This window comes from Bacillus sp. VA15, assembly GCF_055721145.1.
In genome coordinates this window covers 849,720-873,290 of sequence record NZ_JBVQPQ010000002.1, presented here as the reverse complement: position 1 = coordinate 873,290, position 23,571 = coordinate 849,720, and the positions used below count along the sequence as shown (strand labels likewise).

Sequence of the window (23,571 nt, the reverse complement as noted above, 5' to 3'; positions counted from 1 at the left end):
GGAATTCAGAAGGAGCGGATCTCGTTTTCTATACAAAAGTGAGGTGAAAGCATTTGCGGATTTTACATACGGCTGACTGGCATCTTGGAAAAACGCTAGAAGGAAGAAGCAGGCTGAGTGAACAGGCAGATGTGCTTGATGAATTGAATACGATTGTAAAGGAAGAGCAGATCGATGCCATTGTAATGGCAGGGGACGCGTTTGACACCGTGAACCCGCCGGCTTTAGCCGAGCAGCTGTTTTATGAAAGCTTGTCTGCGCTTAGCGACAGAGGAAAGCGCCCGATTGTTGTCATTGCCGGAAACCATGATAATCCTGACCGTTTGTCCGCCGCTTCACCGCTGACACATGAAAACGGCATTTATTTAATTGGCTATCCGACGACAGAACCGCTTCATATTGAAGTGCCTTCAGCAGGGGAGCTTTTGGCTGTCGGAGCGCTGGCGTACCCATCTGAAGCGCGGTTAAATGAAGTGCTTTCCGATACATTTGATGAAAAGCTGCTCCGTGATCATTATGACGTGAAAATCAGGCAGGCGTTTGAGCATATGACAAGCCGGTTCCGCAAGGATGCAGTAAAGGTTGCCACTAGCCATATTTATGTGGCAGGCGGCAACCAAACGGATTCAGAGCGCCCGATTGAAGTCGGCGGCGCTTATACGGTGGCTGCTGAAAGCCTGCCGGCGGATGCCGCTTATGTTGCGCTCGGCCATTTGCATCGTCCGCAAACGATCAAGCGGGCGCGGACGCTTGCGCGTTATTCAGGCTCTCCGCTCGCTTACAGCTTTTCTGAAGCGGGCTATGCCAAATCAGTGACGATCGTGGACGCAAAACCGGGGGAAGAGGCCTCTTGGCGTGAGGTGTTATTATCAAGCGGCAAGCCACTTGTGAAGTGGAAAGCCGCAAATGGCTTAAGCGAGGTGTACAGCTGGCTGGATGAAGGCAGGGATCAGAATGCTTGGATTGACCTTGAAATCCGTGTCTCGGACCAGCTGTCACTTGAAGAAATTCACAGGCTGCGAAAGGCGCACCCGGGCTTTATCCATATCAGGCCGGTTTTCGAAGAACAGAACAAAGACCGGGAACGGATCGAGGTAAAGCATGTGTCGATCGAAGACCGCTTTAAGAAATTTTATGAAAAACAAACTGGCGGCGCGGTGCCGGATGAAGAAATGGTGAAGCTGTTTTTAGAGCTTGCATCAGGCGTTGAAGAGGAGGATGTGAAATGAAGCCGATCGCCTTAAGCATTAAGGGGCTCCATAGCTTTAGAGAGGAGCAGACGATAGATTTTGAAGGTCTTTCCGGTGCCGGTGTTTTCGGCATTTTCGGCCCGACAGGAAGCGGTAAATCCTCTATCCTCGACGCAATGACGCTTGCTTTATACGGAAAGGTGGAGCGGGCAGCGAATAATACGCACGGGATTTTAAACCATGCGGAAGATACGCTGTCTGTTTCCTTTACCTTTGCACTTCAGACAAATCATCAAATCTCTTACAAAGTCGAGCGCGTTTTTAAGAGAACGGATGAAATGAAGGTGAAAACGGCACTTTGCCGCTTTATCGAAATCAGGGACGAGCATACGGTGCTGGCGGATAAAGCCAGCGAAGTCAATAAAAGAGTAGAGGAACTCTTGGGGCTGACAATCGACGACTTTACGAGAGCAGTGGTCCTGCCGCAAGGGAAATTTGCTGAATTTCTGTCTTTAAAAGGGGCGGAGCGCAGGCATATGCTTCAGCGTTTATTTAATTTGGAGCAGTATGGAGACCGGCTTGTGAAAAAGCTGAGACGGCAGGCACAGGAAGCCAATGCGAGAAAAAATGAAATGCTTGCTGAACAGTCCGGTCTCGGTGAGGCGAGTTCAGAAGCGGTTGAGCAGGCGGAAAAGGCTCTCGAACAAGCAGAAGCATGGCTGGAAGCGATGAGAAAGAATCGTGACCAGGCAAAAGCGCGGTTTACGGAGTATCAGGAGATTTGGAATGTCCAAAAGGAAAAAGCCGCTTATGAGGAAGAGAAAAAACGTCTCGAAGAAGAACAGCCGCAAGTAGACAGCATGCAAAAGCGTCTGCTGGAAGCCCAAACAGCCGCCGCTCTGAAGCCCTATGCGGACCGGTACGCAGAAGCGATCCAGCATGAGGAAAAAGCTGAAAAGGAACAAACGCTTGCTCAAAAGGATTTAGCAGACCGGACCGCTTTTTTTCATCAAAAACATGAAGAGTATGAAGAGTGGCGCCAGCATAAAAGCGAGAAAGAGCCTGAGCTTTTAACTGAGCAGGAACAGCTTTCCCGTTTGCAGGAGATCGAAATCAAACTGAGTGAGGCCAAGCAAGAGGAAGAGCGCAAAAAGGCTGAACTTCAGCAGAAAGAAGAGGCCCTTCAATCTGTCATGAATGAATTGGAGACTGTAACAGACCGTCTCACACGAGGGCAAAACAGACAGACGGAATTGAAGCAGCAGCTCAAATCTCTGCAGGTGACATCAGATGAGCGAAAAAGCTGCCAACAGGCCGCAGAAATGGCATTGCGCATCAGACAGACTGAAGAGCAAATCACGAAAGAGAAAAAACGAAGTGACGCATTGAACCTCGTGCTTCAAAAGATGAATGAGGAGAAGCGTACACTCGTTCAAAAGATGGAAGCCGAAAAAAGCAACATCATTCAGGCATATGAGGCTGTACAAACCGTGTACCATATGGTGTGTGAGACAGAACGTTCATTAACACGTATGACTGAGCAGGCTAAAAAGAGACAGCAAACGCTTCACTCGCAGCGTGAAAAAGCAAGAGTGGCCCTGCTCACAAAAGAGTTAGCCGAAAAGCTGACCGCCGGAAAGCCCTGTCCGGTCTGCGGTTCAATCCATCATGATCCGTCTGCCTCAGTACATGAAACATATGAGCTCGACAGCAATCTTGAAGAGAACATCAAACAAACGGATGTGTTATTGACGGAAGCGGCAGCTCTCAGCCAGGAGATTCTTTCAGCCAAAATCACGCTTGAAGAACAGTCCGCGCGCTTTATTGAACAGTGTCCGTTTTTGCAAACGATTCAAGTACCGAACCTTGAAGCGGCAGCTTCTTACGAGAATCAGCCGGTGCATGAGGCGTTCGATACTGCCACAATTGAATGGAAACGAGTCAAACAGGATATTCTTTCTGTTAAAACACGAATGGCACAAATGATCAGCGCCTATCAGGAGTCTTTGAAAAAGGCCGATCAGCTTAATGAAAAAATCGGTTTTGAAAAAAGAGAGGCTGACCGGATTGAGAGCATCATCGCCGAGCTTCAGTCCTCGATGGACAGCCGCCTGAACATGTTTAAAGAAGCGTTTCAGGATCAGTCTGTGAATGAAGCAGAAAAATGGCAGCGAGCCATTGAAGAAAAGGATCGGGCCGCAGAAGAATGCGAAAAACGGATTGAGAAGAGCATCGCGTTTCTTGCTGAGCATGAAGCACAAAAGGAAAAGCTGCGGGAATCGGGACACCAGCTTGAACGGGAAAAGCTGGAGCTTCATTATGCGGCTGAACGCATCAAGAGCTTGATAGCTGATTATGAGCACGAGCTAGGAGATTACGCAAAAGGAGATTCGATCCAAATCAAACTCCGCTCTGTCCAGCAGGATCTAAAGCTGTTAAAGGAAAAAGAGCAATCTCTGTATGAAGAACTGCAAAGCGCCCAAACGATGCTCAATCAGGCGAAAAGCCGCGCTTCAGCAAGCGAGCTCACTCTTAAAGAAGCGAAGGACAGATTTAAAAAAGCGGAAGCTGCTTGGCTTGAGCATGCGAAAAGCACCCGTTTTACCCGGACTGAAGAGGTGGAGCGAAGTCTCATCCCAGCCGATGAACTTGACAAGATGAAAGCGGACATAGATCAGTTTATGGATAAACTGAAGCAAAATGCTGCAAACTTAGAACGAGTTGCAGAGATACTTGCCGGCAGAGCCTTATCAGAGAGCGAATGGAGCGAAACCGTTACGGCATTACAAGAAGCTGAGGACGCATTTGGCGCTGCTATAGAGGAAAAAGGCGCAGCAGCGAAAGCGCTGGCCGTCATTCGCGACCATCATAAACGATTTAACGAAATTGAAACTGAATTGAAGAAATGGCAGACGCATATCGACAGGCTGGACAAGCTGCAAGCTGTGTTTAAAGGCAATACCTTTGTTGAATTTTTAGCTGAGGAGCAGCTTGAAAGCGTTGCGCGGGACGCATCAGCAAGACTCGGCATGCTGACGAGACAGCGCTATGCCATCGAAGTGGATTCAGAAGGCGGATTCGTGATGCGGGATGACGCGAATGGAGGCGTCAAACGCCCGGTATCTAGCTTATCTGGGGGAGAGACCTTCCTCACCTCGCTTTCTCTGGCTCTTGCGCTTTCTGCGCAGATCCAGCTTCGCGGAGAATACCCGCTCCAGTTCTTTTTCTTAGATGAAGGGTTCGGCACCTTGGATCAAGATCTGCTTGATACGGTTGTGACAGCCTTGGAAAAACTGCAGTCAGACAATCTGTCTGTCGGTGTCATCAGCCATGTGCAGGAACTGCGGGCACGGCTTCCGAAAAAGCTGATCGTCCATCCGGCTGAACCGAGCGGCCGTGGAACACGGGTATCACTTGAGTTGATGTAAGGGAGGAGCGGATATGGCAAAGCGGATTGCCGGAATATGTGAGCTGTGCGGCCGGAGCGATGTCCAGCTGACAGAGCACCATCTCACACCGAAAGAGGAAGGCGGAACGTTTCTGCCGACAGCGATGCTCTGTATTCCTTGCCATAAACAGATTCATGCCTTATATACCAATCAAGAGCTTGCCGTTCGCTTAAACGGAATAGATGAACTCCGAAGCGATCCGCAGCTTGCCCGGTTTGTCAAATGGATCAGAAAACAGCCGTCTGAGAAGCTGATCAAAACAAAGAAATCAAATGAACGAAAAAAGAAAAGATGACTAAAAAGCAGCCCTCTCTTTGCAGAGCGGCTGCTTTTATCCGTTTCCAACCATATCCTGATCGCTGACATCGGGGTCTATATAATTTGTCGCGTTGACTGCGTTGTTTAATAGAAGGAAATCTCCCGTGTTTCCTGCTCCCGAACCGAGCGCAGATTTTGAAGAGCTTTTCGGAGAAAGGTAAAAGGAATCACCAAAGTTTACGACTCCGCCCGATATGGAATTGATAGCTATAGGCCCGACAATTGCTGGCATAAACGACACCCTTTATCGAAGTCTCTGTTTATTATATGCTCTTGTCTGGCGATTGTGAGCGCGGAGACTGAATCTGCCTGATATGTTTGATTCTCGCATCGCCGCGAACAAGCGAGGCCGCCCCCACATGAAAAACAGAAGAGGAGGAGACCCCTTGAATTTTGATGCTGCGAACATGAATAACCGGCACCTCGTGGCAAAATGCGCTTTGTACACCTGTTTCGGGAATCGGCTTCACTGCCTGCTGCTGAAAGATCTGGTATTCCTTTCTGTTAAATGAGCCTTCATTATTGTAAAACGTGGACAGTGAGCGCTGAACAGCAAATACTTTTACACTCATATCGATTTCGTTTGTGTCGCCGACTTGAAACACACTTGCTATTCCAAGGGAGTTAATTTTAAGCAGTCTAATGCGGGATATACGCTTAAGCATTATTCTGACGGCAGCGGAGCAAACGGCCCGATAATAAGAGATTCTGGCGGTGTATCGAAAATAGAAGACAGATAGATGGATTCAGTGTCTCCGATGTGGAAAACAGAGGAGCTGGATACACCATTCATCCGGATATCCCCGACTTCCAGGTTGCGGTTGATGACTGTAAAGATCATGCTTGCTCATCTCCTTTCATTTCGGATGGAATATGTTCCAGGAAATGTTCTACAGCACGGATCACGTCACGCTTCACATGCTCAGCGATATGTTCCGCATATTGTTTAGGCGGTGTATGTTCTTCTTTTTTGATATGGGACATATAATAGTGAATTCGGCTGTCCATTTGTTTTCTGATGTCTTCAATGACATGATGCTTGTTTGTATCGTCAAGCCTGCTGTTATATTGGTTTTCAAGCTGCTCCAAAACATCTGGGATTTCCTCGGTTAAGTACATGTCGACATTCTGGCGGATCTGCTGCATGAGCTGGGCACTCTCTTCCTGCTGCATCATCCCAATTTCAGGTGCTGTTTGGCTGACTTCAAAATTTTGGACGCTGTTCGGGTCTGTCGGATTTAAGCCGATATTCAAAGTCCCGTCAAGCCTTTCAATTTTCAGCTGATCAAATTTATACTCCACCCGCTCAATGGTAGTGGCCGGCCGCTGTTTCATCGTATTCATTTCAGTTTGAATCTCTTTCAGCTGACGTTCGAGCTGCTGAATATGAAGCGCCTGCTGCTGAACGAAGGAATTCAAGTTTTGCAAGTAAGAGGAAACAGATTGATCATACATGTCTTTCACCTCTTTCATATGATTAACGGCCAGGAGGTTGGAGCGGAACCAATGAACCTGTATCGGGCTCCTGTAATTCGACTGGCTGCCCCTGAGCGGAAACCTCGGGAGCCGCTTCTACATAGCTGCCTGTATTGTACAGGTTAGAAAGCGATTTAATGGACCCGGCGCTTCCGATTTGCAGAATGGAGGAGTTGCTGATTGATTCCAGCCGGAGATAGTTAATTTGAATGGTTTGATTAATATAAAAGTTCATGAAGCACACTCCTTTATGCATTCCCTACGATCGGCTGATCAACTGCATCGTTGTCATACACATTCGTCGCGTTTTTGTAATTCATCACCTTGAGGCTGTCACCGGTATTAAAACTGCCCGCACCGGCAAACGTTCTAACCTCGGCCTGAGGAGAAATCGTAATACAGTCCCCGATGTGAATGACTCCGCTCGTACCAATCGCATTAATTTTAAACGCTCCGACAATGGCCGGCATACGAGCACATCCTTTGTTGAAAAATTGAAAAAAGGCAGGTAAAGTAAAAATAGAATTTGATTTTAATTGGGCTATTCACGATAGCTTATGACAAACGCACATATGTGTGAGAGAAATTTAAAATGGGGCATATCGGCTTTGAATGTAAGCGATCACATTTTTCGGCCGTTATGTTTAAACATTTCAAAAGCGGGTATTGTATCAATTGAGCGGAAATGCGGCGAGGGGTGCCGCTATCCGCCTGCGTGATTTTTGTTTCAGTCTCTTTTGGTGTTTTTGCGTGAAGAAATGCTTTTTGGAGTATGTCGTGCTGCGGAATCCGATTTTTGGGCGGGCATATTCTCGCCCCAAGGTATATCCCAGAAGTGCTGAGCAAAAAGCGGAGTTACATGTGGTGTATTCAAATTGTTATAGATAATGATTTACATACGGGAGTTTTCGGGATATCCCCTCTTCTTTAATTCGGGTGTTCAGCAGGCTATCCAGCTTTTGGCTGCATTGAATCGTTTCCTTGGAATTCATGCCGTATTTTTGTGCTGTTTCAATTAGTGTGACTCTCATTTCTTCAATTTTGCTGTTCATTACACTATCTCCAATTCTAGAATTTATTTTGATAAACACAGGATATCGTTAGTATAACCCATTTTTACTGAAAAGGTTGCCTTTCGTCAATTTGACTAAAAAAGCGACAATTTTTGCTGCGGCCTTTTTAATGGAAGAAAGGACTATAGTCTTGCTAAGTGTACTTGCATAAAGTCCTGCCGCTCCTCAATTTCTCTAAGTATGTTTGTCTGCTCCTTTTCGAATTGCAAGGGGCTTTTTTTTATGAAAGGATCATCATAAGCTTTTTGACAAATGTCAAGATGCCATTCGCTGATGAAAGGAGACAATCGTTCAATGGTAAACGACCGGTTCAGCACGTTTTTCATTAACGTGTGATATTGAGACCGGAAGGCGGGAATGGCAAGAAGCCTTGACGAAAGCGTCCGACCTTTTGTCAGCAGAGGGTCTTCGTCAGATCTTCCGCGTGCGGCAAGCGGTCTGGTCTCTATCGGAGAAACGTGAAGCCGGCCGGATTCGTTTAAACAAAATGTGTAATAAAAGCCTTGATTGGTGCAGGCGCTGCCGATCAGCCACAAAAAAAACAGTTTGACATCCAGATACATTTTAATGCGTTCAGCCAATTCGTCATCTTCAGCTGTGCGGATCAGCGTCAGAAATTCGTGTAAGAACGGGGAAGATTCATGTTTAAAAACGGACAGCGGAACCCTCGGATCGGCTGTCTTCATTCGGTAACTTGTTCTATCGGCTAGCTGATGGTTCTTGATGCTCAAATAAATCCCTTCTGGCTCGCCATTGATGGTCAGAAAGCTGTACGAGGCAGCGGGAGCAGGGACGCCGATCTGGTTAAAAAAACAATAAGCGAGCCTGCGACGCATCAGGGACGGATCATCCTGTTCCGCATTCAAAAAAAGTGTGCTTTCACCAAACAGAGACTTTTCCCAGCTGATTTCATAGGATACCTTTTCCGCCTTGTCACGCTGTGTGAGAAGAATGGGAGAAACTGATCGGTTTGTCACCAGAAGCCCTTTGGCAGTACCTTTACGATTCAGCTGCTGCCGATGAAAAAATAAATGTACGCTCTCCATATTCTTTCCTCCTCCTCAAAACGACATTTGTATGATATGTGCAGCAAGCCCGTCCTGAAACGAAATGAAAACGGATATGAGAAAAAGGGATTTCAGCATTCGACAGAGAATACATGAAGGAGCATTCTGATTTAAAAGATGATGGAGGAATAACATGAAATTTGCGACAGGGGAACTTTACAACCGAATGTTTGTCGGCCTGATCATTGATGATGAGAAAATTATGGACTTGCAAAAGGCTGAAAAAAAACTGTTTGAACTTGAGACGATTCCGGGATCGCTGATTGAATGTATCGCAGAAGGGGATAAATTTGTTGCACATGCAAGGCAGCTGGCCGAGTGGGCAAAGAAACCGAATGATGAGCTGGGATCATTTATGTATTCATTATCTGAGGTGAAGCTTCATGCACCCATTCCTAAGCCGTCAAAAAATATCATCTGCATCGGCAAAAACTACAGGGACCACGCGATTGAAATGGGAAGCGAAGCTGACATTCCGGAGCATCCGATGGTATTTACAAAATCGCCGGTAACGGTTACAGGTCATGGTGATATCGTTAACAGCCATGAAGAGGTCACCTCTCAGCTTGATTATGAAGGAGAGCTTGCTGTCGTCATCGGAAAAAGCGGCACTCGCATTTCAAAAGGAGATGCCTATGACCATATTTTCGGATATACGATTGTGAATGATATCACGGCGCGTGATCTGCAAAAAAAGCATAAGCAGTTTTTTATCGGAAAAAGCCTGGATACGACATGTCCGATGGGACCCGTGCTTGTACATAAATCATCGATTCAGGAGCCTGAGCGCCTCAGGGTTGAAACAAGAGTCAACGGCGAGCTGCGCCAATCCGGTTCGACGAGCGATATGATCTTTTCCATTCCGGAATTAATTGAAACCCTCTCAAAGGGGATGACGCTTGAAGCGGGAGACATCATTGCCACCGGTACGCCGTCTGGAGTCGGAAAGGGATTTAAGCCGCCAAAATTCTTACGGCCAGGTGACAAAATCGACATTACGATTGACCCGATCGGAACGCTGTCAAACCAAATCGGCTGAATCAAACAGGGGCGGACTCGAACCCGCCCGTTTTTTCTGAGACTCATCTTTGTGGCAGAGGACAAGTTCATGGTACTATAAGTGGGGTAATTTATCTGATAGGGGGAACCTGTATGACACACCTACATATTACGACATGGGTGGTAGCGCTGATTCTGCTTTTCGTCAGCTACTCGCTGTATTCGTCAAGAAGTGCGAAAGGCGCAAAAATCACTCATATGATTCTGCGGTTATTCTATATCCTTATTATTTTGACAGGAGCTGAGCTGTTTGTCCGTTTCGCCAACTGGAACGGAGAATACGCCGGCAAAATGATTCTTGGCATTATCACCATCGGCCTGATGGAAATGCTTCTCATCCGCAAGAAAAAAGAAAAGTCAACCGGAGGCCTATGGATCGGCTTCATCATTGTCCTCGTGCTGACAGTGCTGCTCGGTCTGCATTTGCCAATCGGTTTTCAATTGTTTTAATAAAAAGAGCATGAACCCGGCCCTAAGATGGAGTCGGGTTTTTAGGTATTTCCTCCCTTATATTCCAAATCATTTAAAATAACCTTAAAATTCCCTGTAAGCGGTATCTCGTCCTATGAAATTATGATACCTTCAAGAAGATTCATTATTTTGCAGGAGGGATATCATGAAACGCAGAAAATTTAGCTCGTTTGTGGCGGCAGTGCTCATTTTTGCACTGATCTTCAGCCTTTTTTCTCCGGGAACCAAAGCGGCAGCGGCTGGTGCGATCGATCAGGCGGCGGCTCTGGAAAACGGCAAAGAACAGACAGGAACCATGAAGGAACCGGAACAGGTGAAATGGTACAAAGTGACTCCGGGAAAAGCGGATATTCAGAAAAACTCACATATGGCCTTGACCGTAAAGAGTGATTCAGTACTGAATGTATCTGTATATCCAAGTATGGAAAAAGCGCTTAAAGATGAAACGTTTGAGATGTACCGTTCTTATACGGCGGAGGATGGAAAAAGCGAAATCATTTTTCCATACGCGTGGAGCGGCCCTTACTATGTAAAAGTTGAATACCTCGGAGAAGAAGAACCAGAGGACGGCGGAACGGCCGAAGCAGCTGCGGAAGCCAAGTATTCGATTGGGTATAAAGGCACGAATAAGCAGCCGTCAGATTTAGAACAGGAAGAAGCTTGTCCGGTGGAAATGAGTGTCGATCAGAAAAAATCGGGAAAAAGCATCCTAGACAAGCTGAGAGCGATTCGTGATGAGCAGCTGAGCCAAACAGCAGAAGGCAAAGAGCTGACTAGCCTTTACTACAAAGCGGCACCGTTTATCGTGGCAAAGCTCGCACTCAATAAAACTGCGAGAAATGAAATCTATCAAGATCTTGTGACATTAAAGCCGTTGTTTGATGATGTGTCAGAAAACGGTGCGTCTTCTTCATATAAGATAACTGAAAAAGATCAAAAAGCAATCAACCGGCTGTATGATACAGCTTTACAATCAGTCCCGTCTTTCCTTAAAGAGGAGATAAAGAAACAGGCGGAACGATTCAATATCAAGCAGCTGCAAGGCAAAACAGCAGGAGCTATTTTAACAGAAAACAGTATTGCGGCAAAAAGTGAAGTTCAGACAACAAAGGTCATTTTCAAGGTGAAGAACAATAAAAGCCTCTCATCCGTACATAATGAAATGAAGGGCTTTTCTGCAAGTGCGCAATCGAAAAAAGACATTTCCAATGTGAAAAAGGCAAAGAAACTGTTTGACAATCTTTATTCATTTGAGCTTCCGAAAGACGAGAAACAGAACGGCACATATACGGCAAGCGCAAAACGGGTCAAAAGCGCTGCTGCGACATTATCCAAGATGTCTAACGTAGAGTTTGCGGAACCTGTGCAGGAATACAAAAGCCTTTCGAACGATATTCAATACCCTTACCAATGGCCGCTTAAAAACAACGGTGAAAATGGCGGTGTCAAAAATGCCGATGTGAAATACGAGCCTGCCAGCACATTGCTGTCTAAACGCAAGCTGAACGATACATTGATTGCAGTAGTAGACACAGGTGTGGACAGCACGCTTGCCGATTTAAAAGGAAAAGTAAGAACCGATCTCGGGCGTAATTTTGTGGGACGGAATAACAACGCAATGGATGATCAGGGGCATGGGACACACGTCGCAGGGATTATTGCAGCTCAAAGCGATAACGGTTATTCTATGACTGGATTGAATGCCAAAGCGAAAATTATCCCGGTAAAAGTGCTTGATTCCACAGGCTACGGAGATACTGAACAAATTGCCCTCGGCATCAAATATGCTGCTGACAAAGGAGCCAAGGTAATTAATTTAAGTTTGGGCGGAGGCTACAGCCGCGTACTTGAATTTGCTTTGAAATACGCAGCTGACAAAAATGTCTTGATTGCCGCAGCCAGCGGGAATGACGGAGCCAATTCCTTATCTTATCCTGCTTCTTCTAAATATGTGATGTCAGTCGGGGCAACGAACCGCATGGATATGACTGCTGATTTCTCTAACTATGGAAAAGGTCTGGATATCTCTGCTCCAGGGTCTGATATCCCGAGCTTAGTGCCGAACGGAAATGTCACGTACATGAGCGGAACATCTATGGCGACGCCATATGCTGCCGCTGCTGCAGGATTGCTGTTCGCTCAAAACCCTAAGCTGAAAAGAACAGAGGCAGAGGATATTTTGAAAAAGACGGCAGATGATATTTCCTTTGAAAGCGTGGATGGCGAGGAAGAAGAAATGTATGACGATAATGGCGATCCGATTGACATTCCAAAGACGCCTGGAGTAGACTGGCACTCTGGCTACGGGCGGCTGAATGTCATGAAGGCTGTCAGCGCAGTTGATATACAGCTCAAAGTCAACAAGCTTGAAAGCACACAAACAGCCGTCAGAGGAAGCGTGAAGGAAGGCACGCTTATCGAGGTCATGAACGGCAAGAAAAAACTCGGCAGCGCCAAAGCCGGAAAAGACGGTGCGTTCAAGGTCAATATCCCGACTCAAAAACAAGATCAAGTACTGTATGTGAAAGCGACAAAAGGTGATGCAAAAACATCGTATAAAGTTGTCGTCGTCAAAGGGAAACCTTCCGGCACACCGAAAGTAAATGCAGTAAAAACGAAGGATACGGCAGTGAAAGGAAAGGCGAACAGCAAGGCAATGATCAGAGTGAAAAACAAATCAAAGAAAGTCATTGCTTCTGCCAAAGCTGACGCGAAAGGAACGTTCACGGTGAAAATCAAAAAACAAAAAGCCGGAACGGTACTGTACGTCACGGCTGCTGACACAGACAAAAAAGAAAGCAAGGATGTAAAAGTTGTTGTTGAAAAGTAATCTAAAAGCGGTGCTCACTGCACCGCTTTTTTTATTTGCGCCCCCGCTGGACTGCTGAATACATAATGGATCGCTTTCCATTTGAAGCCGTCCATTCGAACCGGTCTCCTGTCCCTTCGCTGCTGTAGTGATGCTGCATCGCGCATTGGGCGGTGTCGTTTGAAAAGTGATAGAAAGAAACACCCTGCTCCTCCGATGTATTCGAAAAGACTCCTTTATTATAAGAAAAGACGCAATCGAATACCGATAAGCCAAAGCTGTGCAAGTGCTGTAAAAATGCGAGAAAGGTTTCGTCATCTAGCGAATCCAAAAGCGCCATAAGCGGCCGCTTGACTGACTTTTCATAGCGGATGCGTTCTCCGCCTGAAAGGGAGATGTTTTCTTCACCGCATGCCAGAATCAATTTATCCTGGAAGCCGGCCTGCTCCCATTTTCCTTTATGATGGATCCAAATTGGGCTGTGATGAAGACTGTCTGCCAGCAGTATATCGCCTTCCCCGTTTTCGATTAAACAGATGCCATCTTCGATAAGGATGGTGCCGTATTCCCATTTTCTTTCCTCTTTATATAATAATTGTTTCCGTTTCATGCATGCTGTCTCCTTTTTCTTCTTTCCTCTCCTTTCTTTCCAATTCAAGCCTGTCCCATACAACTCTTTTGTGGACAAATCAACTATCTGCCTATAGATGCATAAACTTACTAAGGTGCTGAAAGAAACGAAATTGTTACGAAAGAAACGGGATTGGAGCTGATATCACATGTGTGGAATTACGGGTTGGGTCGATTTTAAAAAGCAGCTCGTCCAGGAAAAACAAACGATCAACAGAATGACAGACACTCTTTCCAAACGGGGGCCTGATGATTCTAACGTTTGGGGAGAGCACCATGTTTTATTCGGACATAAAAGGCTTGCGGTTGTGGATATTGAAGGCGGACGCCAGCCGATGGCATGCACTTATAAAGGGGATACGTACACCATTATTTACAATGGTGAGCTGTATAACACGGAGGATCTGCGCAAAGAATTGCGGGCGCGGGGCCATCAGTTCGAGCGGACATCAGATACCGAGGTGCTGCTGCACAGCTATATTGAATGGAAGGAAGACTGTGTAGACCATCTCAATGGCATATTCGCTTTTGCTGTGTGGGATGAAAAGCGCGATCTGCTGTATGCCGCGAGAGACCGTCTCGGTGTGAAGCCGTTTTTTTACACAAAGCAAGGATCTTCTTTTCTCTTCGGGTCCGAAATAAAAGCGATCCTCGCACACCCTGATATAAAAGCGCAAGTGGACAGAACAGGACTTTCTGAAATTTTCGGGCTTGGACCGTCCAGAACTCCGGGAACTGGTGTATTTAAAGGCATAAAAGAAGTCCGGCCGGCTCACGCGCTGACGTTTTCTAAAGACGGGCTGAATATTTGGCGTTATTGGAATGTTGAAAGCGAAAAACATACGGACAGTTTTGATGACACGGTTGCCAATGTCAGATCGTTGTTTCAGGATGCGGTGACGCGACAGCTTGTGTCGGATGTGCCGGTTTGTACGTTCCTATCAGGCGGACTGGACTCAAGCGCCATTACAGCGATTGCAGCAGGCCATTTTGAAAAGGGAGGAAAAGCACCACTTCATACTTATTCGATTGATTACGAAGGGAACGATAAATTTTTTCAAGCGAGCGCTTTTCAGCCGAATGACGACGGGCCTTGGATTGAAAAAATGACAGAGGCCTTCGGCACAACACATCACAAATGTGTCATCAGCCAAAAGAATCTCGTCGATCATTTGGAGGAAGCCGTGCTGGTCAAAGACTTGCCGGGAATGGCTGATGTCGACTCGTCTCTGCTGTGGTTTTGCCGGGAAATCAAAAAGGACTTTGTCGTCAGCCTGTCGGGAGAGTGCGCGGATGAGATTTTCGGCGGGTACCCGTGGTTCCATATGGCAGACGTTGAGTCGGGCTTCCCATGGATGAGGTCGACAGAAGAGCGGATCAAACTGCTTTCTGATTCATGGCAGAAAAAATTGAATCTCAAAGAATACGTAAATGCCAAATACGAAGAAACCTTGGCGGAAACGCCATTATTAGACGGAGAAACGGGTGTGGACAAAGCAAGAAGACAGCTGTTCTATTTAAATATGCTTTGGTTTATGACGAACCTTTTGGATCGGAAGGATCGCATGAGCATGGGTGCGAGCCTTGAAGTGCGGGTGCCGTTCGCCGATCACCGGCTCGTGGAATATGTTTGGAATATCCCATGGGAAATGAAAATGCATGACAACCGGGAAAAAGGCATTTTGCGTAAAGCGCTCGAGGGCATTTTGCCTGATGACATTCTGTATCGCAAAAAAAGCCCGTATCCGAAAACACACCATCCGGAATATACAAAAGGCGTCAGCGAATGGCTGAAAACGATCAGAAGCCAAAAGGACTCGGTGCTTCATACTCTGCTGGACAGAAAACAATTGGATCAGCTTTTAGAGACAGAAGGCTCTTCCTTTCAGGTTCCGTGGTTCGGGCAGCTCATGAAGGGGCCTCAGCTGATCGCCCACCTTGCCCAAATTCATACATGGTTTGAAGCGTACCGCATTGATATTGATGAGGGTTAAAGAAAAAGCCGATTCTGCACAAATTTTATTAAAGGTTACTATTATCTAGAAGATTCCCAATGAAATGTCACACTTTTATAGACTAAAACAAAAAAAGGATAGGTGAGCAGAGAAAAATGCTCTATCTATCCTTTTTTGTACTACAAATGACTTCATTTACTACAACAACAATATCGGACTTGTTGTTACAATAAAGCCCCCCTTACTTCAATAAGAATGGATAGATTTTAATTTTCTGCCAATAAAATTAGCTGATATTGGGCTTAATTTTAATTCCCTAGCCCATATAGAAAGTTGACCAATATGGTGAATTTCGTGAGCTATGATATGGTGTAATATTTCGTCTCTCGTATATAAAACTTCTTTATCCCAAGGAACGCTTACAAATTCATCTTTTATTTCATCTACATTTGTTTCTAAAAAGTCAATAATTTCAGTTCGGAATGTATTTGAAAGCGATTTAACCTTATCTAGTGTATGATAATCAGCGAACTGAACAACTATATCTTCTTTCCCTTGGATAGCACGAACCCAACTATATTCCACGTCAATAATATGAAAAAGGGTATTTAAAATACTTCCTACTCCACCAAGATGGTTTTTAAGTAACTCTTCAGTGGTTAGTTGATTACACCAAGTAAACCATTGATCCCTAACCTGCCAGTTATACTCAAAAAATTTTATCACTCAAATCACTCCAATAATATGATACATCAAATAACAATTAGCCTTTTTCCTCTAAATTCCTCCTTTTATTGAAGTAACGTGCCTCGATAGAGATTTATTTAAATTTATCACTATCTGTTGTTTGTTATTAAAAATAAGAAAGATTCCTTCGTTGATTATCCTGTTCAGGTTTAATAATTCTCCAACCTCTATGCCACTATTTCTATACGAGCTAGGTATCTTGCTTTAACGTATCCAAGGTTTAATAGTTTAAAAGGAGTATACGTTCCGGGAATAGAAGTGATTGTTTGATTGAAAAAACATGTTTTTCCACATTTTTAATTCTTGTTGTTGTGGTGAATGAGGTCATTTAAGAGGTCGAATAAAAAAAAAAGTACACCTCTAATATAAGTGATGTACTAATTTAAAATTTTTGTGTGACATTAAAGATAGGTTTAGCTGTCATCATAAAAACATACACTCACTTATCTTCTACAAAGCAGGAATCGGCCTTTTCTTCATATACAATTGGGAAAAAACATAATAGACTTGAAGAAGCAGTGATACATAGGAGTGAAAAGAAATGAAAGAGATAAAAGAAGCCTATCAGCAGTGCGGGGAGATCGTCAGCGCCCGTGAACCAGCCTGTTACAAAGCATTCTCGTTTCTTCCGCTGAAGCAAAGACAGGCTGCTTGGGCGGTCATGGCATTTTGCCAGACGGCAGCCAATGCGGATGAGCACGCGTTATCTGCCATTGAAGCTGAGGCGGAACATGTTTTTTCCGGGACATATAACGGGAATCATTTTTTATGGAAGGCTTTCAGCCATGCGTATCAGACCTTTACATTGGACAGCGAGCCATTCCGTGAGTTCATTGCCGCACAGAAAGCGGAAGATACACCGTACGAAAGCCTTGATGAACTGCTTATGCACGCATACCAAACGGGAGGTGCGGCCGGATTGATGCTGCTCCCGGTCATAGCGCGCCGGCATCGAGAACAGCTTACACATGCAGCCGGATCTCTCGGTTTAGCGATTCAGCTGATTCGGCTTCTGAGAGATATCGGCACTGGCCAACAGCAAAAAAGCCGCATCCCCCGGCAGGTGATGCAGCAATTTGGATATACAGAGGACGACCTTCAGAAGGGTGTCGTGAATAAGGCATTCACAATGACGTGGGAGTATATCGCTTTTGAAGCGGAAGCCTACCTTGAGGAGAGTCAGGATGCCTTGCCGCTATTTCCGCAGTATTCTCAAAAAACGGTGAAAGCCGCTCTTCATTTGTACCGGGCTGTTTTAGAAAAAATCCGGGCGAAGCAGCACGATGTATTTCAACATCAATACGGTCTCACAGAGAACGAAGTGAAGCAGATTCTGTCTGACATCTAAAAAAAAACACCCGGCCTTGTTTGTGCCAGGTGTTACGCCATACCTTTTTGAATCCAGATACGTGAGCGCCATCTTCTATACATTAAGATTCCCCGGACCCATTCATCCGCGATAAAGGAAATCCAAATGCCGGCAAGGCCGAAACCGAGGTGGATGCCGAATAGATAAGCAAGCGGGAGACCGATGCCCCACATTGAAATCATTGCCATGTAAACCGGGAATTTTGCATCTCCCGCGGCACGCAGGGAGTTAATGATAATGACATTAAACGAGCGGCCCGGTTCAAGGATAATCGTCATGGCAATCAAAAGGCTCGCAGTCGCAATAATGTCAGGGCTTTGTGTAAAGATGCCGATCAGGTCTTTTGAAAAAATCGTCATCAAAACCGATGTAGCCGCAGCAATTCCGAGTGCCCAATATAGGCTCTTCATGCAGCGCTCATACGCGGCATCAAACTGTTTGCCACCGATATAGCGTCCGATTAAAATTTGCGTGCCCTGGCTGATCGCAGTGCCGAACAGCAAAATAAACATCGTAATATTTTGCGTATACACTTTTGTTGTCAAAGCCTGCGCGCCCATGATGGCGATAAAATACGTGACAATCATTTGCGACAGGTTGTATGAAAGCTGTTCTCCCGCAGAAGGGATGCCGATTTTCAGCAGCTTGCGCAAATGCTCTTTATGCATATGAAAGACTTTTTTCAGCGACATTTTCAGCTGGATGCGTTTGTTGACAATGACAATCATCGCGATTAATCCGATGACGCGGGCGATAGATGTAGACATGGCCACACCGGCAACGCCGAGAACAGGAAAACCGAACAGACCGAAAATCACAACAAAGTTTCCGGCAATGTTTAATACGTTCATGCCGATTGTGACAAACATTGTATCCTTTGTGTAGCCGTAGCTTTTTAAGATCGCGCTGAATGTCATGATTAAAGCCTGAATAAAGGACAGACCTCCGACAACTTGTAAAAAGACTTTTGCATCAGGCATCAGGTCGCTTGTTAATCCCATCATATGAAGCAGAGGGGCAGCCGCGAAAAAGACGATGGCGCTGATGGCAAGGCTGATGAAGAAGTTGGCGCCGATTGACACATAAGCGACTTCCATGGCTTCTTTCTTTTGCCGTGACCCTAAAAATTGTGAAATGATAACGGTCGTTCCTGTGGCGATAAAGCTGAACATCACGATAATTAAATTCAAAATCTGGTTGCTGACGCCGACTGCTGCCACGCTGTTATCTGAGTATTGGCTGAGCATCAGTGTATCGGCATTACCCATAAACATATATAATGAGACCTCAATAAAGATCGGCCAAGTAAGCGAAAATAATGAGAACGTTTTGTCAGCAGCGGGTTTTTTCAAAGCAGTTGATTTGAAGACAGCTTGTTTCATTGTGTCTAACCCCTTTCGTAAATAAAATCAACGTTTTAAAGTGTACCTCCATTTCCTTATAATAAAAAGGGAGAGAAACGATACTTCTTGCAAAAATCCGACTTAAAAAGGAGGATGATCAAAATGCCCCGCATCCTGTTTACAGTACCGCCTTTTCCGGTATTTATCGCAGCTGGAGAAGGGATTTTTAAAAGGGGAGAAACCCATGTGAAACGTGTATTCTCCGTGTTTGATCTGATATACGTCAAACAGGGAACGTTATATATAACGGAAAATGAAACATCATTCTCTGTTGAAGGCGGCGAGTACATCTTGCTTTCCCCCGGTCTTGAACATTACGGGACGAAGGGCTGTGATGAAGCAACCTCCTATTACTGGCTTCACTTCGATGAACATCAATATGAATTTACGGCAAAAGGAGGCAGCAATTGGTCTGAGCTTCAGCAGGAAAAAGGAAGTTTCGAGGAGCCGGCCCGCTACGGACTGGCTTTGCCGAGAAAAGGAAAGGTGCAGCGTCCGCAGTTTATGGCGCAGCAGTTTGAAAGGCTGATCGATTACTCCGCGGAAAACTCCGATTTGCCGCTTAGAAAGCAAATTTTATTTGAGGAGTTGATGTTGCATCTTCAAAAAGAGGCGTTTCAAATTCCGTCTGCGAAAGAGCGGGTTGCCTGGGAGGCGGCCCGGTACTTACAGGAACATTATAAGGAAAAGACGACAATCAAGGATCTCTCGCTCGCCCTTCACTATCATCAGGATTATGTGAGCCGCTGCATGCAGCAGGTGCTAGGCGTTACGCCGGCACAATACACGAACCGGGTGAGAATGACGGAAGCAAAGCGCCTTTTATCCTCTACAAATGATAAAATGGGCGTCATTGCGGAAACGGTCGGAATGGAAGACCCGACATACTTTTCAAAACTCTTTAAGCAGATAGAAGGCATTTCACCAATTGAATACCGGAAAATTGTCAGCCGGAAAGTTCAATAACCAGACGAGGGATGAACATGAAAACAACAATTTACGATGTGGCAAGGGCGGCGGGAGTCTCGATCACAACTGTGTCGCGTGTGATTAACAAGACGGGCAGAATCAGCGAGAAAACGCGGCAGAAGGTGATGAATGTCATGAAGGAAATGGCGTACACGCCCAATGTCCACGCCGCGGCGTTAACAGGAAAACGAACGAATATGATTGCACTTGTGGCGCCTGATATTTCAAATCCGTTTTACGGCGAACTTGCCAAAAGCATTGAGGAAAGGGCGGATGAGCTCGGTTTTCAAATGATGATTTGCAGTACTGATTACAATCCGAAAAAAGAAACAAAATATTTTTCGGTGCTGAAGCAGAAAAAAGTGGACGGGATTATTTTTGCGACAGGGATTGAGAATCATGACAGCATGTCTGCTTTGGAGGAAATCGCCAGCGAACAAATTCCGCTCGCCATGATTTCTCAGGATAAGCCGCTGCTTCCGATGGATATTATCGTGGTGGATGACGTTCGTGGCGGGTACGAGGCTGCCAAGCATCTTCTGTCACTCGGCCATACGAACATCGCTTGCATTGTGGGAGACGGGTCAACGACGGGTGAAAAAAACAGAATCAAAGGCTTCCGTCAGGCGATGGAGGAAGCGGGCGTGCCTGTCGATGAATCGCTGATCGTTCCGACGCGATTTTCTTTGGAAAGCGGTAAGGAAGAAGCGGGAAAATTGCTGGACAGGAACGCTCCAACGGCTATTTTTGCTTTCAACGACGTATTGGCTTGCGCCGCCATACAAGCTGCGAGAATGAGAGGCATAAAAGTGCCGGATGACCTTTCCATCATCGGTTTTGATAACACGATACTTGCAGAATTGGCTGCCCCGCCCCTGACCACCGTGGGCCAGCCGATTAAAGATATGGGGCGAAGTGTCATCGAACTGCTGGCAGAAGCAATCGAAGGAAAACGAAAGACAAAACAAAAAATCGTGCTGCCGCCTGAGCTCGTGGTCAGACATTCTACATCACCCCTCAAACCAAGAGCCCGCTAATAAGCGGGCTCTTTTCATTTTGACAGTTGAAGCTAAAAAACATATTGCGTGTAAACAACAGGCAGTGTAAAATGAAACCATCTTTTGAGAAAGCGCTTGCGCAATATGTTAAAGCGGATTGAACCGCTGTTTTTTTAGCTGTTAGGAGAAAGCGCTTTCTCGAGGCGATCCTAAAATGACATAAAGGAGAGGATGGGACGTGAAACATCAAATAAGGTGCGCAGTATTAGGATTAGGAAGGCTCGGTTATTATCATGCGAAAAATCTCGTCTCCAGTGTTCCGGGGGCAAAACTGGTCAGTGTCGGTGATCCGTTGAAAGGGAGAGCGGAGCAGGTTGCCAGAGAATTCGGTATCGAAAAATGGTCAGAGAACCCGTATGAGATGTTAGAAGATCCCGGCATTGACGCTGTCATTATCGTAACGCCGACAAGTACACATGGTGATATGATCATCAAAGCAGCGGAGAACGGCAAGCAGATCTTCGTTGAAAAACCGCTGACATTAAGCCTTGAGGAATCAAAGGCAGTTTCTGAAAAAGTGAAAGAGACGGGAGTCATTTGCCAAGTCGGCTTTATGAGACGATTCGATCCCGCATACGCAGATGCCAAACGGCGGATCGACGCTGGGGAAATCGGCAAACCCATCTACTATAAAGGCTTTACGCGCGACCAGGGAGCGCCTCCCGCAGAGTTTATCAAACACAGCGGAGGGATTTTTATTGACTGCTCTATCCATGACTATGATATGGCCCGTTATTTGCTAGGAACGGAGATTACTTCTGTTTCGGGACACGGCAGGATCCTGAACAACCCGTTTATGGAGCAGTATGGCGATGTGGATCAGGCGCTGACGTATTTAGAATTTGACTCCGGCGCAGCGGGGGATGTCGAGGCAAGCAGAACCTCTCCATACGGACATGACATCCGGGCGGAAGTTATCGGGACTGAGGGCAGTATTTTCATAGGGACTTTGAGAAATCAACATGTGACCATCCTGACAGCGAAAGGGAGCAGCTATGATATTATCCCAGACTTTCAAACTCGTTTTCATGAAGCCTACTGCTTAGAGCTGCAGCATTTTGTTGAGTGTGTCCGGAATGGAACAACACCGATCGTGACAGATATCGATGCGACGATCAATTTAGAAGTTGGCATCGCCGCGACCAATTCGTATCGAAGCGGCAGGCCCGTACAGCTGGATGTGGAGGGTGCGCACACTAGTTTGTAAACGTTATCATGATACGCCTGCGGCTTCCGCACTCCCGCAACTCGTTCCTATCAAAAAAGCAAGGACAGTTCAGCCCTTGCTTTCTCTCTTTTCATATAAATAGTACACATAATCAGTAGGTACACCTGTATGGCCAAGCTGCCTCAGCATTGCGGTCACGTTCCCTCTGTGATAAGTGCCGTGATTGACGACATGCAGGATGATGTCTGCATAAGTTGTTTCCAGTGTCCCGAGTTTCGGATGCTGCATTGATACGGTCTGTTCTAAGTCCGTCTGGCGGCTGAAGAATTCATGATACTGTGACTCCAACTCGGAAGAGTGCTGTTTTATCGCTTCCATATTACCATGCACGGACTCAAATTTGCCTGCGCCGACTATAATCTCTTGGTAGGCCACTCCCGAAAGAACGTTCAGCCAAATGTAGTCAGCCCTGCACATATGAAGCAGCACGTCGCTGATAGAAGGAAATACGCTCTTTACTTCTTGATAAGCAGTTTCCTCGGGCAGGTTTTCGATATGGTTACATATTCGCTTGTTCGCCCAGGAATGGTAGTCATAAAACTGTTTTGCATCAGTCATCAGCATTGCCTCCTTTTCTAAGACATTCGCTGTTTCATTCGTTATTCCTTCAATTGCTGAAAAGCGATATCCCGAAATACCCTGCTGCTGCCCACATCACAACTGCAGAGCATTTGTTTACGATCAGCATAAGCCTGCCGCTCGTATCTATCGTCTGAAACAGCCGGCCCGCTATCGCAAGACTGATAAACCAAATCCAAGAAACAGCGATGCAGGCAGCCATAAAGAGCCATTTCTCAAGCCCAGAATATTGGAGGGAGCTCGTGCCGATGACGCCGATCGTGTCGAGAATAGCGTGTGGGTTTAAAAGAGAAAAGGCGGCCGCAAACGCAGCTTGCTTTTTAGCTGTGAACGTATTTTTCTCATTTTGATTTGCTTTCGGACGGCTGTTCCAAGTCACCCAGCCCATATAGAGGAGAAACAAAAATCCGCCGGCCATCATGACTGTCTCAAACACAGGTAGCTGCTGCACGATGACAGATACGCCTGCAACAGCTAAAACAATTAACAGAGTATCGCAGACAGAAGCGCTGATGATGGCTGGGAGTGCCCGCCAAATATGCCTTTGCCACGCACCTTGCTGAAAAATAAACACATTCTGCGCTCCCAGCGGCAAAATTAAGCCAAAAGCAAGCACAACTCCGTGAATGATTGCATTCATGCTGAAAAAACTCCCTTCACATCTGTTTTTTTAATCATAAGAGAGATTTTCTATCATGTCTCCGGCCATTTGGTTGGGTTT

21 protein-coding genes and 3 pseudogenes are annotated in these 23,571 nt (G+C 46.0%); 11 read left to right on the top strand and 13 right to left on the bottom strand.

Going from position 1 to position 23,571, the window contains the following annotated elements:
- The first annotated feature begins 53 nt into the window (after positions 1-53).
- The 3 genes from sbcD to hlpB are packed head-to-tail and all read left to right on the top strand — an operon-like array spanning position 54 to position 4,934.
- The gene (sbcD, locus tag AC0DBE_RS09505) at positions 54-1,229 is read left to right on the top strand and encodes an exonuclease subunit SbcD (RefSeq protein ID WP_472961910.1); all 1,176 of its coding nucleotides are present in this window, start codon (positions 54-56) and stop codon (positions 1,227-1,229) included.
- Complete coding sequence (gene sbcC, locus AC0DBE_RS09500; RefSeq protein ID WP_472961908.1) at positions 1,226-4,618, top strand: exonuclease subunit SbcC; 3,393 nt, start codon at positions 1,226-1,228, stop codon at positions 4,616-4,618. Before sbcD ends, sbcC begins: the two co-directional genes overlap by 4 nt.
- Before the next feature lie 13 nt (positions 4,619-4,631).
- Positions 4,632-4,934, top strand: coding sequence for an HNH nuclease-like protein HlpB (gene hlpB, locus AC0DBE_RS09495; protein WP_014113305.1), 303 nt, complete (start codon positions 4,632-4,634; stop codon positions 4,932-4,934).
- Positions 4,935-4,970: 36 nt separating this feature from the next.
- Here the strand turns inward: hlpB and AC0DBE_RS09490 are convergent, their stop codons facing one another.
- From AC0DBE_RS09490 to AC0DBE_RS09455, 8 genes and pseudogenes are all read right to left on the bottom strand, one after another.
- Positions 4,971-5,189 (bottom strand): spore germination protein, encoded by a 219-nt coding sequence (locus AC0DBE_RS09490; RefSeq protein WP_010333667.1) that lies wholly within the window; start codon positions 5,187-5,189, stop codon positions 4,971-4,973.
- 31 nt (positions 5,190-5,220) lie between these two features.
- Positions 5,221-5,622: a spore germination protein GerPE gene (locus AC0DBE_RS09485; RefSeq protein ID WP_041520914.1), complete on the bottom strand. Its 402-nt coding sequence runs from the start codon at positions 5,620-5,622 to the stop codon at positions 5,221-5,223.
- Complete coding sequence (gene gerPD, locus AC0DBE_RS09480) at positions 5,622-5,798, bottom strand: spore germination protein GerPD (protein WP_014113307.1); 177 nt, start codon at positions 5,796-5,798, stop codon at positions 5,622-5,624. Before gerPD ends, AC0DBE_RS09485 begins: the two co-directional genes overlap by 1 nt.
- Positions 5,795-6,412, bottom strand: a complete 618-nt coding sequence (gene gerPC, locus AC0DBE_RS09475; RefSeq protein ID WP_079288639.1) for a spore germination protein GerPC — start codon at positions 6,410-6,412, stop codon at positions 5,795-5,797. The genes gerPD and gerPC overlap by 4 nt, the downstream gene beginning before the upstream one ends.
- 22 nt (positions 6,413-6,434) lie before the next feature.
- Positions 6,435-6,668, bottom strand: a complete 234-nt coding sequence (locus AC0DBE_RS09470) for a spore germination protein GerPB (RefSeq protein WP_003224438.1) — start codon at positions 6,666-6,668, stop codon at positions 6,435-6,437.
- A 13-nt stretch (positions 6,669-6,681) separates the two neighbouring features.
- On the bottom strand, positions 6,682-6,903 hold the full coding sequence (locus AC0DBE_RS09465) for a spore germination protein (protein ID WP_003239409.1): 222 nt from the start codon (positions 6,901-6,903) through the stop codon (positions 6,682-6,684).
- 422 nt (positions 6,904-7,325) lie between these two features.
- Positions 7,326-7,485: pseudogene (locus AC0DBE_RS09460) on the bottom strand (aspartyl-phosphate phosphatase Spo0E family protein).
- A gap of 143 nt (positions 7,486-7,628) precedes the next feature.
- Positions 7,629-8,552: a CotH kinase family protein gene (locus tag AC0DBE_RS09455; protein ID WP_087988048.1), complete on the bottom strand. Its 924-nt coding sequence runs from the start codon at positions 8,550-8,552 to the stop codon at positions 7,629-7,631.
- Between the two features lie 154 nt (positions 8,553-8,706).
- Between AC0DBE_RS09455 and AC0DBE_RS09450 the strand changes: the two genes are divergently transcribed.
- The 3 genes from AC0DBE_RS09450 to wprA all read left to right on the top strand — a co-directional run bounded on the left by AC0DBE_RS09450 (position 8,707) and on the right by wprA (position 12,933).
- Positions 8,707-9,612: a fumarylacetoacetate hydrolase family protein gene (locus tag AC0DBE_RS09450; RefSeq protein ID WP_472961904.1), complete on the top strand. Its 906-nt coding sequence runs from the start codon at positions 8,707-8,709 to the stop codon at positions 9,610-9,612.
- Between the two features lie 113 nt (positions 9,613-9,725).
- On the top strand, positions 9,726-10,082 hold the full coding sequence (locus AC0DBE_RS09445) for a YisL family protein (RefSeq protein ID WP_014113313.1): 357 nt from the start codon (positions 9,726-9,728) through the stop codon (positions 10,080-10,082).
- Positions 10,083-10,248: 166 nt separating this feature from the next.
- Positions 10,249-12,933 (top strand): cell wall-associated protease WprA, encoded by a 2,685-nt coding sequence (gene wprA / locus AC0DBE_RS09440; RefSeq protein WP_472961902.1) that lies wholly within the window; start codon positions 10,249-10,251, stop codon positions 12,931-12,933.
- 31 nt (positions 12,934-12,964) lie between these two features.
- Here the strand turns inward: wprA and AC0DBE_RS09435 are convergent, their stop codons facing one another.
- Positions 12,965-13,522 (bottom strand): DUF2777 domain-containing protein, encoded by a 558-nt coding sequence (locus AC0DBE_RS09435; RefSeq protein ID WP_268392678.1) that lies wholly within the window; start codon positions 13,520-13,522, stop codon positions 12,965-12,967.
- Between the two features lie 169 nt (positions 13,523-13,691).
- On the opposite strand from AC0DBE_RS09435, the gene asnB reads away from it, so the two are divergent.
- Positions 13,692-15,536, top strand: a complete 1,845-nt coding sequence (asnB, locus tag AC0DBE_RS09430; RefSeq protein WP_242734505.1) for an asparagine synthase (glutamine-hydrolyzing) — start codon at positions 13,692-13,694, stop codon at positions 15,534-15,536.
- 207 nt (positions 15,537-15,743) lie between these two features.
- On the opposite strand, the gene AC0DBE_RS09425 is transcribed toward asnB, so the two are convergent.
- Positions 15,744-16,223 (bottom strand): DinB family protein, encoded by a 480-nt coding sequence (locus AC0DBE_RS09425; protein WP_079288635.1) that lies wholly within the window; start codon positions 16,221-16,223, stop codon positions 15,744-15,746.
- Positions 16,224-16,762: 539 nt separating this feature from the next.
- On the opposite strand from AC0DBE_RS09425, the pseudogene AC0DBE_RS09420 reads away from it, so the two are divergent.
- Positions 16,763-17,592, top strand: a pseudogene (locus AC0DBE_RS09420) (phytoene/squalene synthase family protein).
- 32 nt (positions 17,593-17,624) lie between these two features.
- On the opposite strand, the gene AC0DBE_RS09415 reads toward AC0DBE_RS09420, so the two are convergent.
- Positions 17,625-18,995 carry an MATE family efflux transporter gene (locus AC0DBE_RS09415; protein WP_014113320.1) on the bottom strand — a complete coding sequence of 457 codons (1,371 nt, stop codon included), beginning with the start codon at positions 18,993-18,995 and terminating at the stop codon, positions 17,625-17,627.
- A 123-nt stretch (positions 18,996-19,118) separates the two neighbouring features.
- Between AC0DBE_RS09415 and AC0DBE_RS09410 the strand changes: the two genes are divergently transcribed.
- The 3 genes from AC0DBE_RS09410 to iolX all read left to right on the top strand — a co-directional run bounded on the left by AC0DBE_RS09410 (position 19,119) and on the right by iolX (position 22,250).
- The gene (locus AC0DBE_RS09410; RefSeq protein WP_079288633.1) at positions 19,119-19,982 is read left to right on the top strand and encodes an AraC family transcriptional regulator; all 864 of its coding nucleotides are present in this window, start codon (positions 19,119-19,121) and stop codon (positions 19,980-19,982) included.
- Between the two features lie 17 nt (positions 19,983-19,999).
- Complete coding sequence (gene degA, locus AC0DBE_RS09405) at positions 20,000-21,022, top strand: transcriptional regulator DegA (RefSeq protein ID WP_014113322.1); 1,023 nt, start codon at positions 20,000-20,002, stop codon at positions 21,020-21,022.
- 199 nt (positions 21,023-21,221) lie between these two features.
- Positions 21,222-22,250 (top strand): scyllo-inositol 2-dehydrogenase, encoded by a 1,029-nt coding sequence (gene iolX, locus AC0DBE_RS09400; protein WP_472961900.1) that lies wholly within the window; start codon positions 21,222-21,224, stop codon positions 22,248-22,250.
- Positions 22,251-22,319: 69 nt separating this feature from the next.
- Here iolX and AC0DBE_RS09395 read toward each other — a convergent pair whose 3' ends face one another.
- Both AC0DBE_RS09395 and AC0DBE_RS09390 read right to left on the bottom strand, forming a co-directional pair.
- The gene (locus AC0DBE_RS09395; RefSeq protein ID WP_072566070.1) at positions 22,320-22,829 is read right to left on the bottom strand and encodes a DinB family protein; all 510 of its coding nucleotides are present in this window, start codon (positions 22,827-22,829) and stop codon (positions 22,320-22,322) included.
- Between the two features lie 49 nt (positions 22,830-22,878).
- Positions 22,879-23,528: pseudogene (locus AC0DBE_RS09390) on the bottom strand (LysE family transporter).
- Positions 23,529-23,571: the final 43 nt, after the last annotated feature.

Excerpts from the sequence above, each read along its gene's own strand:
- sbcC (WP_472961908.1), top strand. The coding sequence starts at position 1,226 with ATGAAGCCGATCGCCTTAAGCATTAAGGGGCTCCATAGCTTTAGAGAG.
- hlpB (WP_014113305.1), top strand. The coding sequence starts at position 4,632 with ATGGCAAAGCGGATTGCCGGAATATGTGAGCTGTGCGGCCGGAGCGAT.
- AC0DBE_RS09490 (WP_010333667.1), bottom strand. The coding sequence starts at position 5,189 with ATGCCAGCAATTGTCGGGCCTATAGCTATCAATTCCATATCGGGCGGA.
- AC0DBE_RS09485 (WP_041520914.1), bottom strand. The coding sequence starts at position 5,622 with ATGCTTAAGCGTATATCCCGCATTAGACTGCTTAAAATTAACTCCCTT.
- gerPD (WP_014113307.1), bottom strand. The coding sequence starts at position 5,798 with ATGATCTTTACAGTCATCAACCGCAACCTGGAAGTCGGGGATATCCGG.
- gerPC (WP_079288639.1), bottom strand. The coding sequence starts at position 6,412 with ATGTATGATCAATCTGTTTCCTCTTACTTGCAAAACTTGAATTCCTTC.
- AC0DBE_RS09470 (WP_003224438.1), bottom strand. The coding sequence starts at position 6,668 with ATGAACTTTTATATTAATCAAACCATTCAAATTAACTATCTCCGGCTG.
- AC0DBE_RS09465 (WP_003239409.1), bottom strand. The coding sequence starts at position 6,903 with ATGCCGGCCATTGTCGGAGCGTTTAAAATTAATGCGATTGGTACGAGC.
- AC0DBE_RS09455 (WP_087988048.1), bottom strand. The coding sequence starts at position 8,552 with ATGGAGAGCGTACATTTATTTTTTCATCGGCAGCAGCTGAATCGTAAA.
- AC0DBE_RS09450 (WP_472961904.1), top strand. The coding sequence starts at position 8,707 with ATGAAATTTGCGACAGGGGAACTTTACAACCGAATGTTTGTCGGCCTG.
- AC0DBE_RS09445 (WP_014113313.1), top strand. The coding sequence starts at position 9,726 with ATGACACACCTACATATTACGACATGGGTGGTAGCGCTGATTCTGCTT.
- wprA (WP_472961902.1), top strand. The coding sequence starts at position 10,249 with ATGAAACGCAGAAAATTTAGCTCGTTTGTGGCGGCAGTGCTCATTTTT.
- AC0DBE_RS09435 (WP_268392678.1), bottom strand. The coding sequence starts at position 13,522 with ATGAAACGGAAACAATTATTATATAAAGAGGAAAGAAAATGGGAATAC.
- asnB (WP_242734505.1), top strand. The coding sequence starts at position 13,692 with ATGTGTGGAATTACGGGTTGGGTCGATTTTAAAAAGCAGCTCGTCCAG.
- AC0DBE_RS09415 (WP_014113320.1), bottom strand. The coding sequence starts at position 18,995 with ATGAAACAAGCTGTCTTCAAATCAACTGCTTTGAAAAAACCCGCTGCT.
- AC0DBE_RS09410 (WP_079288633.1), top strand. The coding sequence starts at position 19,119 with ATGCCCCGCATCCTGTTTACAGTACCGCCTTTTCCGGTATTTATCGCA.
- degA (WP_014113322.1), top strand. The coding sequence starts at position 20,000 with ATGAAAACAACAATTTACGATGTGGCAAGGGCGGCGGGAGTCTCGATC.
- AC0DBE_RS09395 (WP_072566070.1), bottom strand. The coding sequence starts at position 22,829 with ATGACTGATGCAAAACAGTTTTATGACTACCATTCCTGGGCGAACAAG.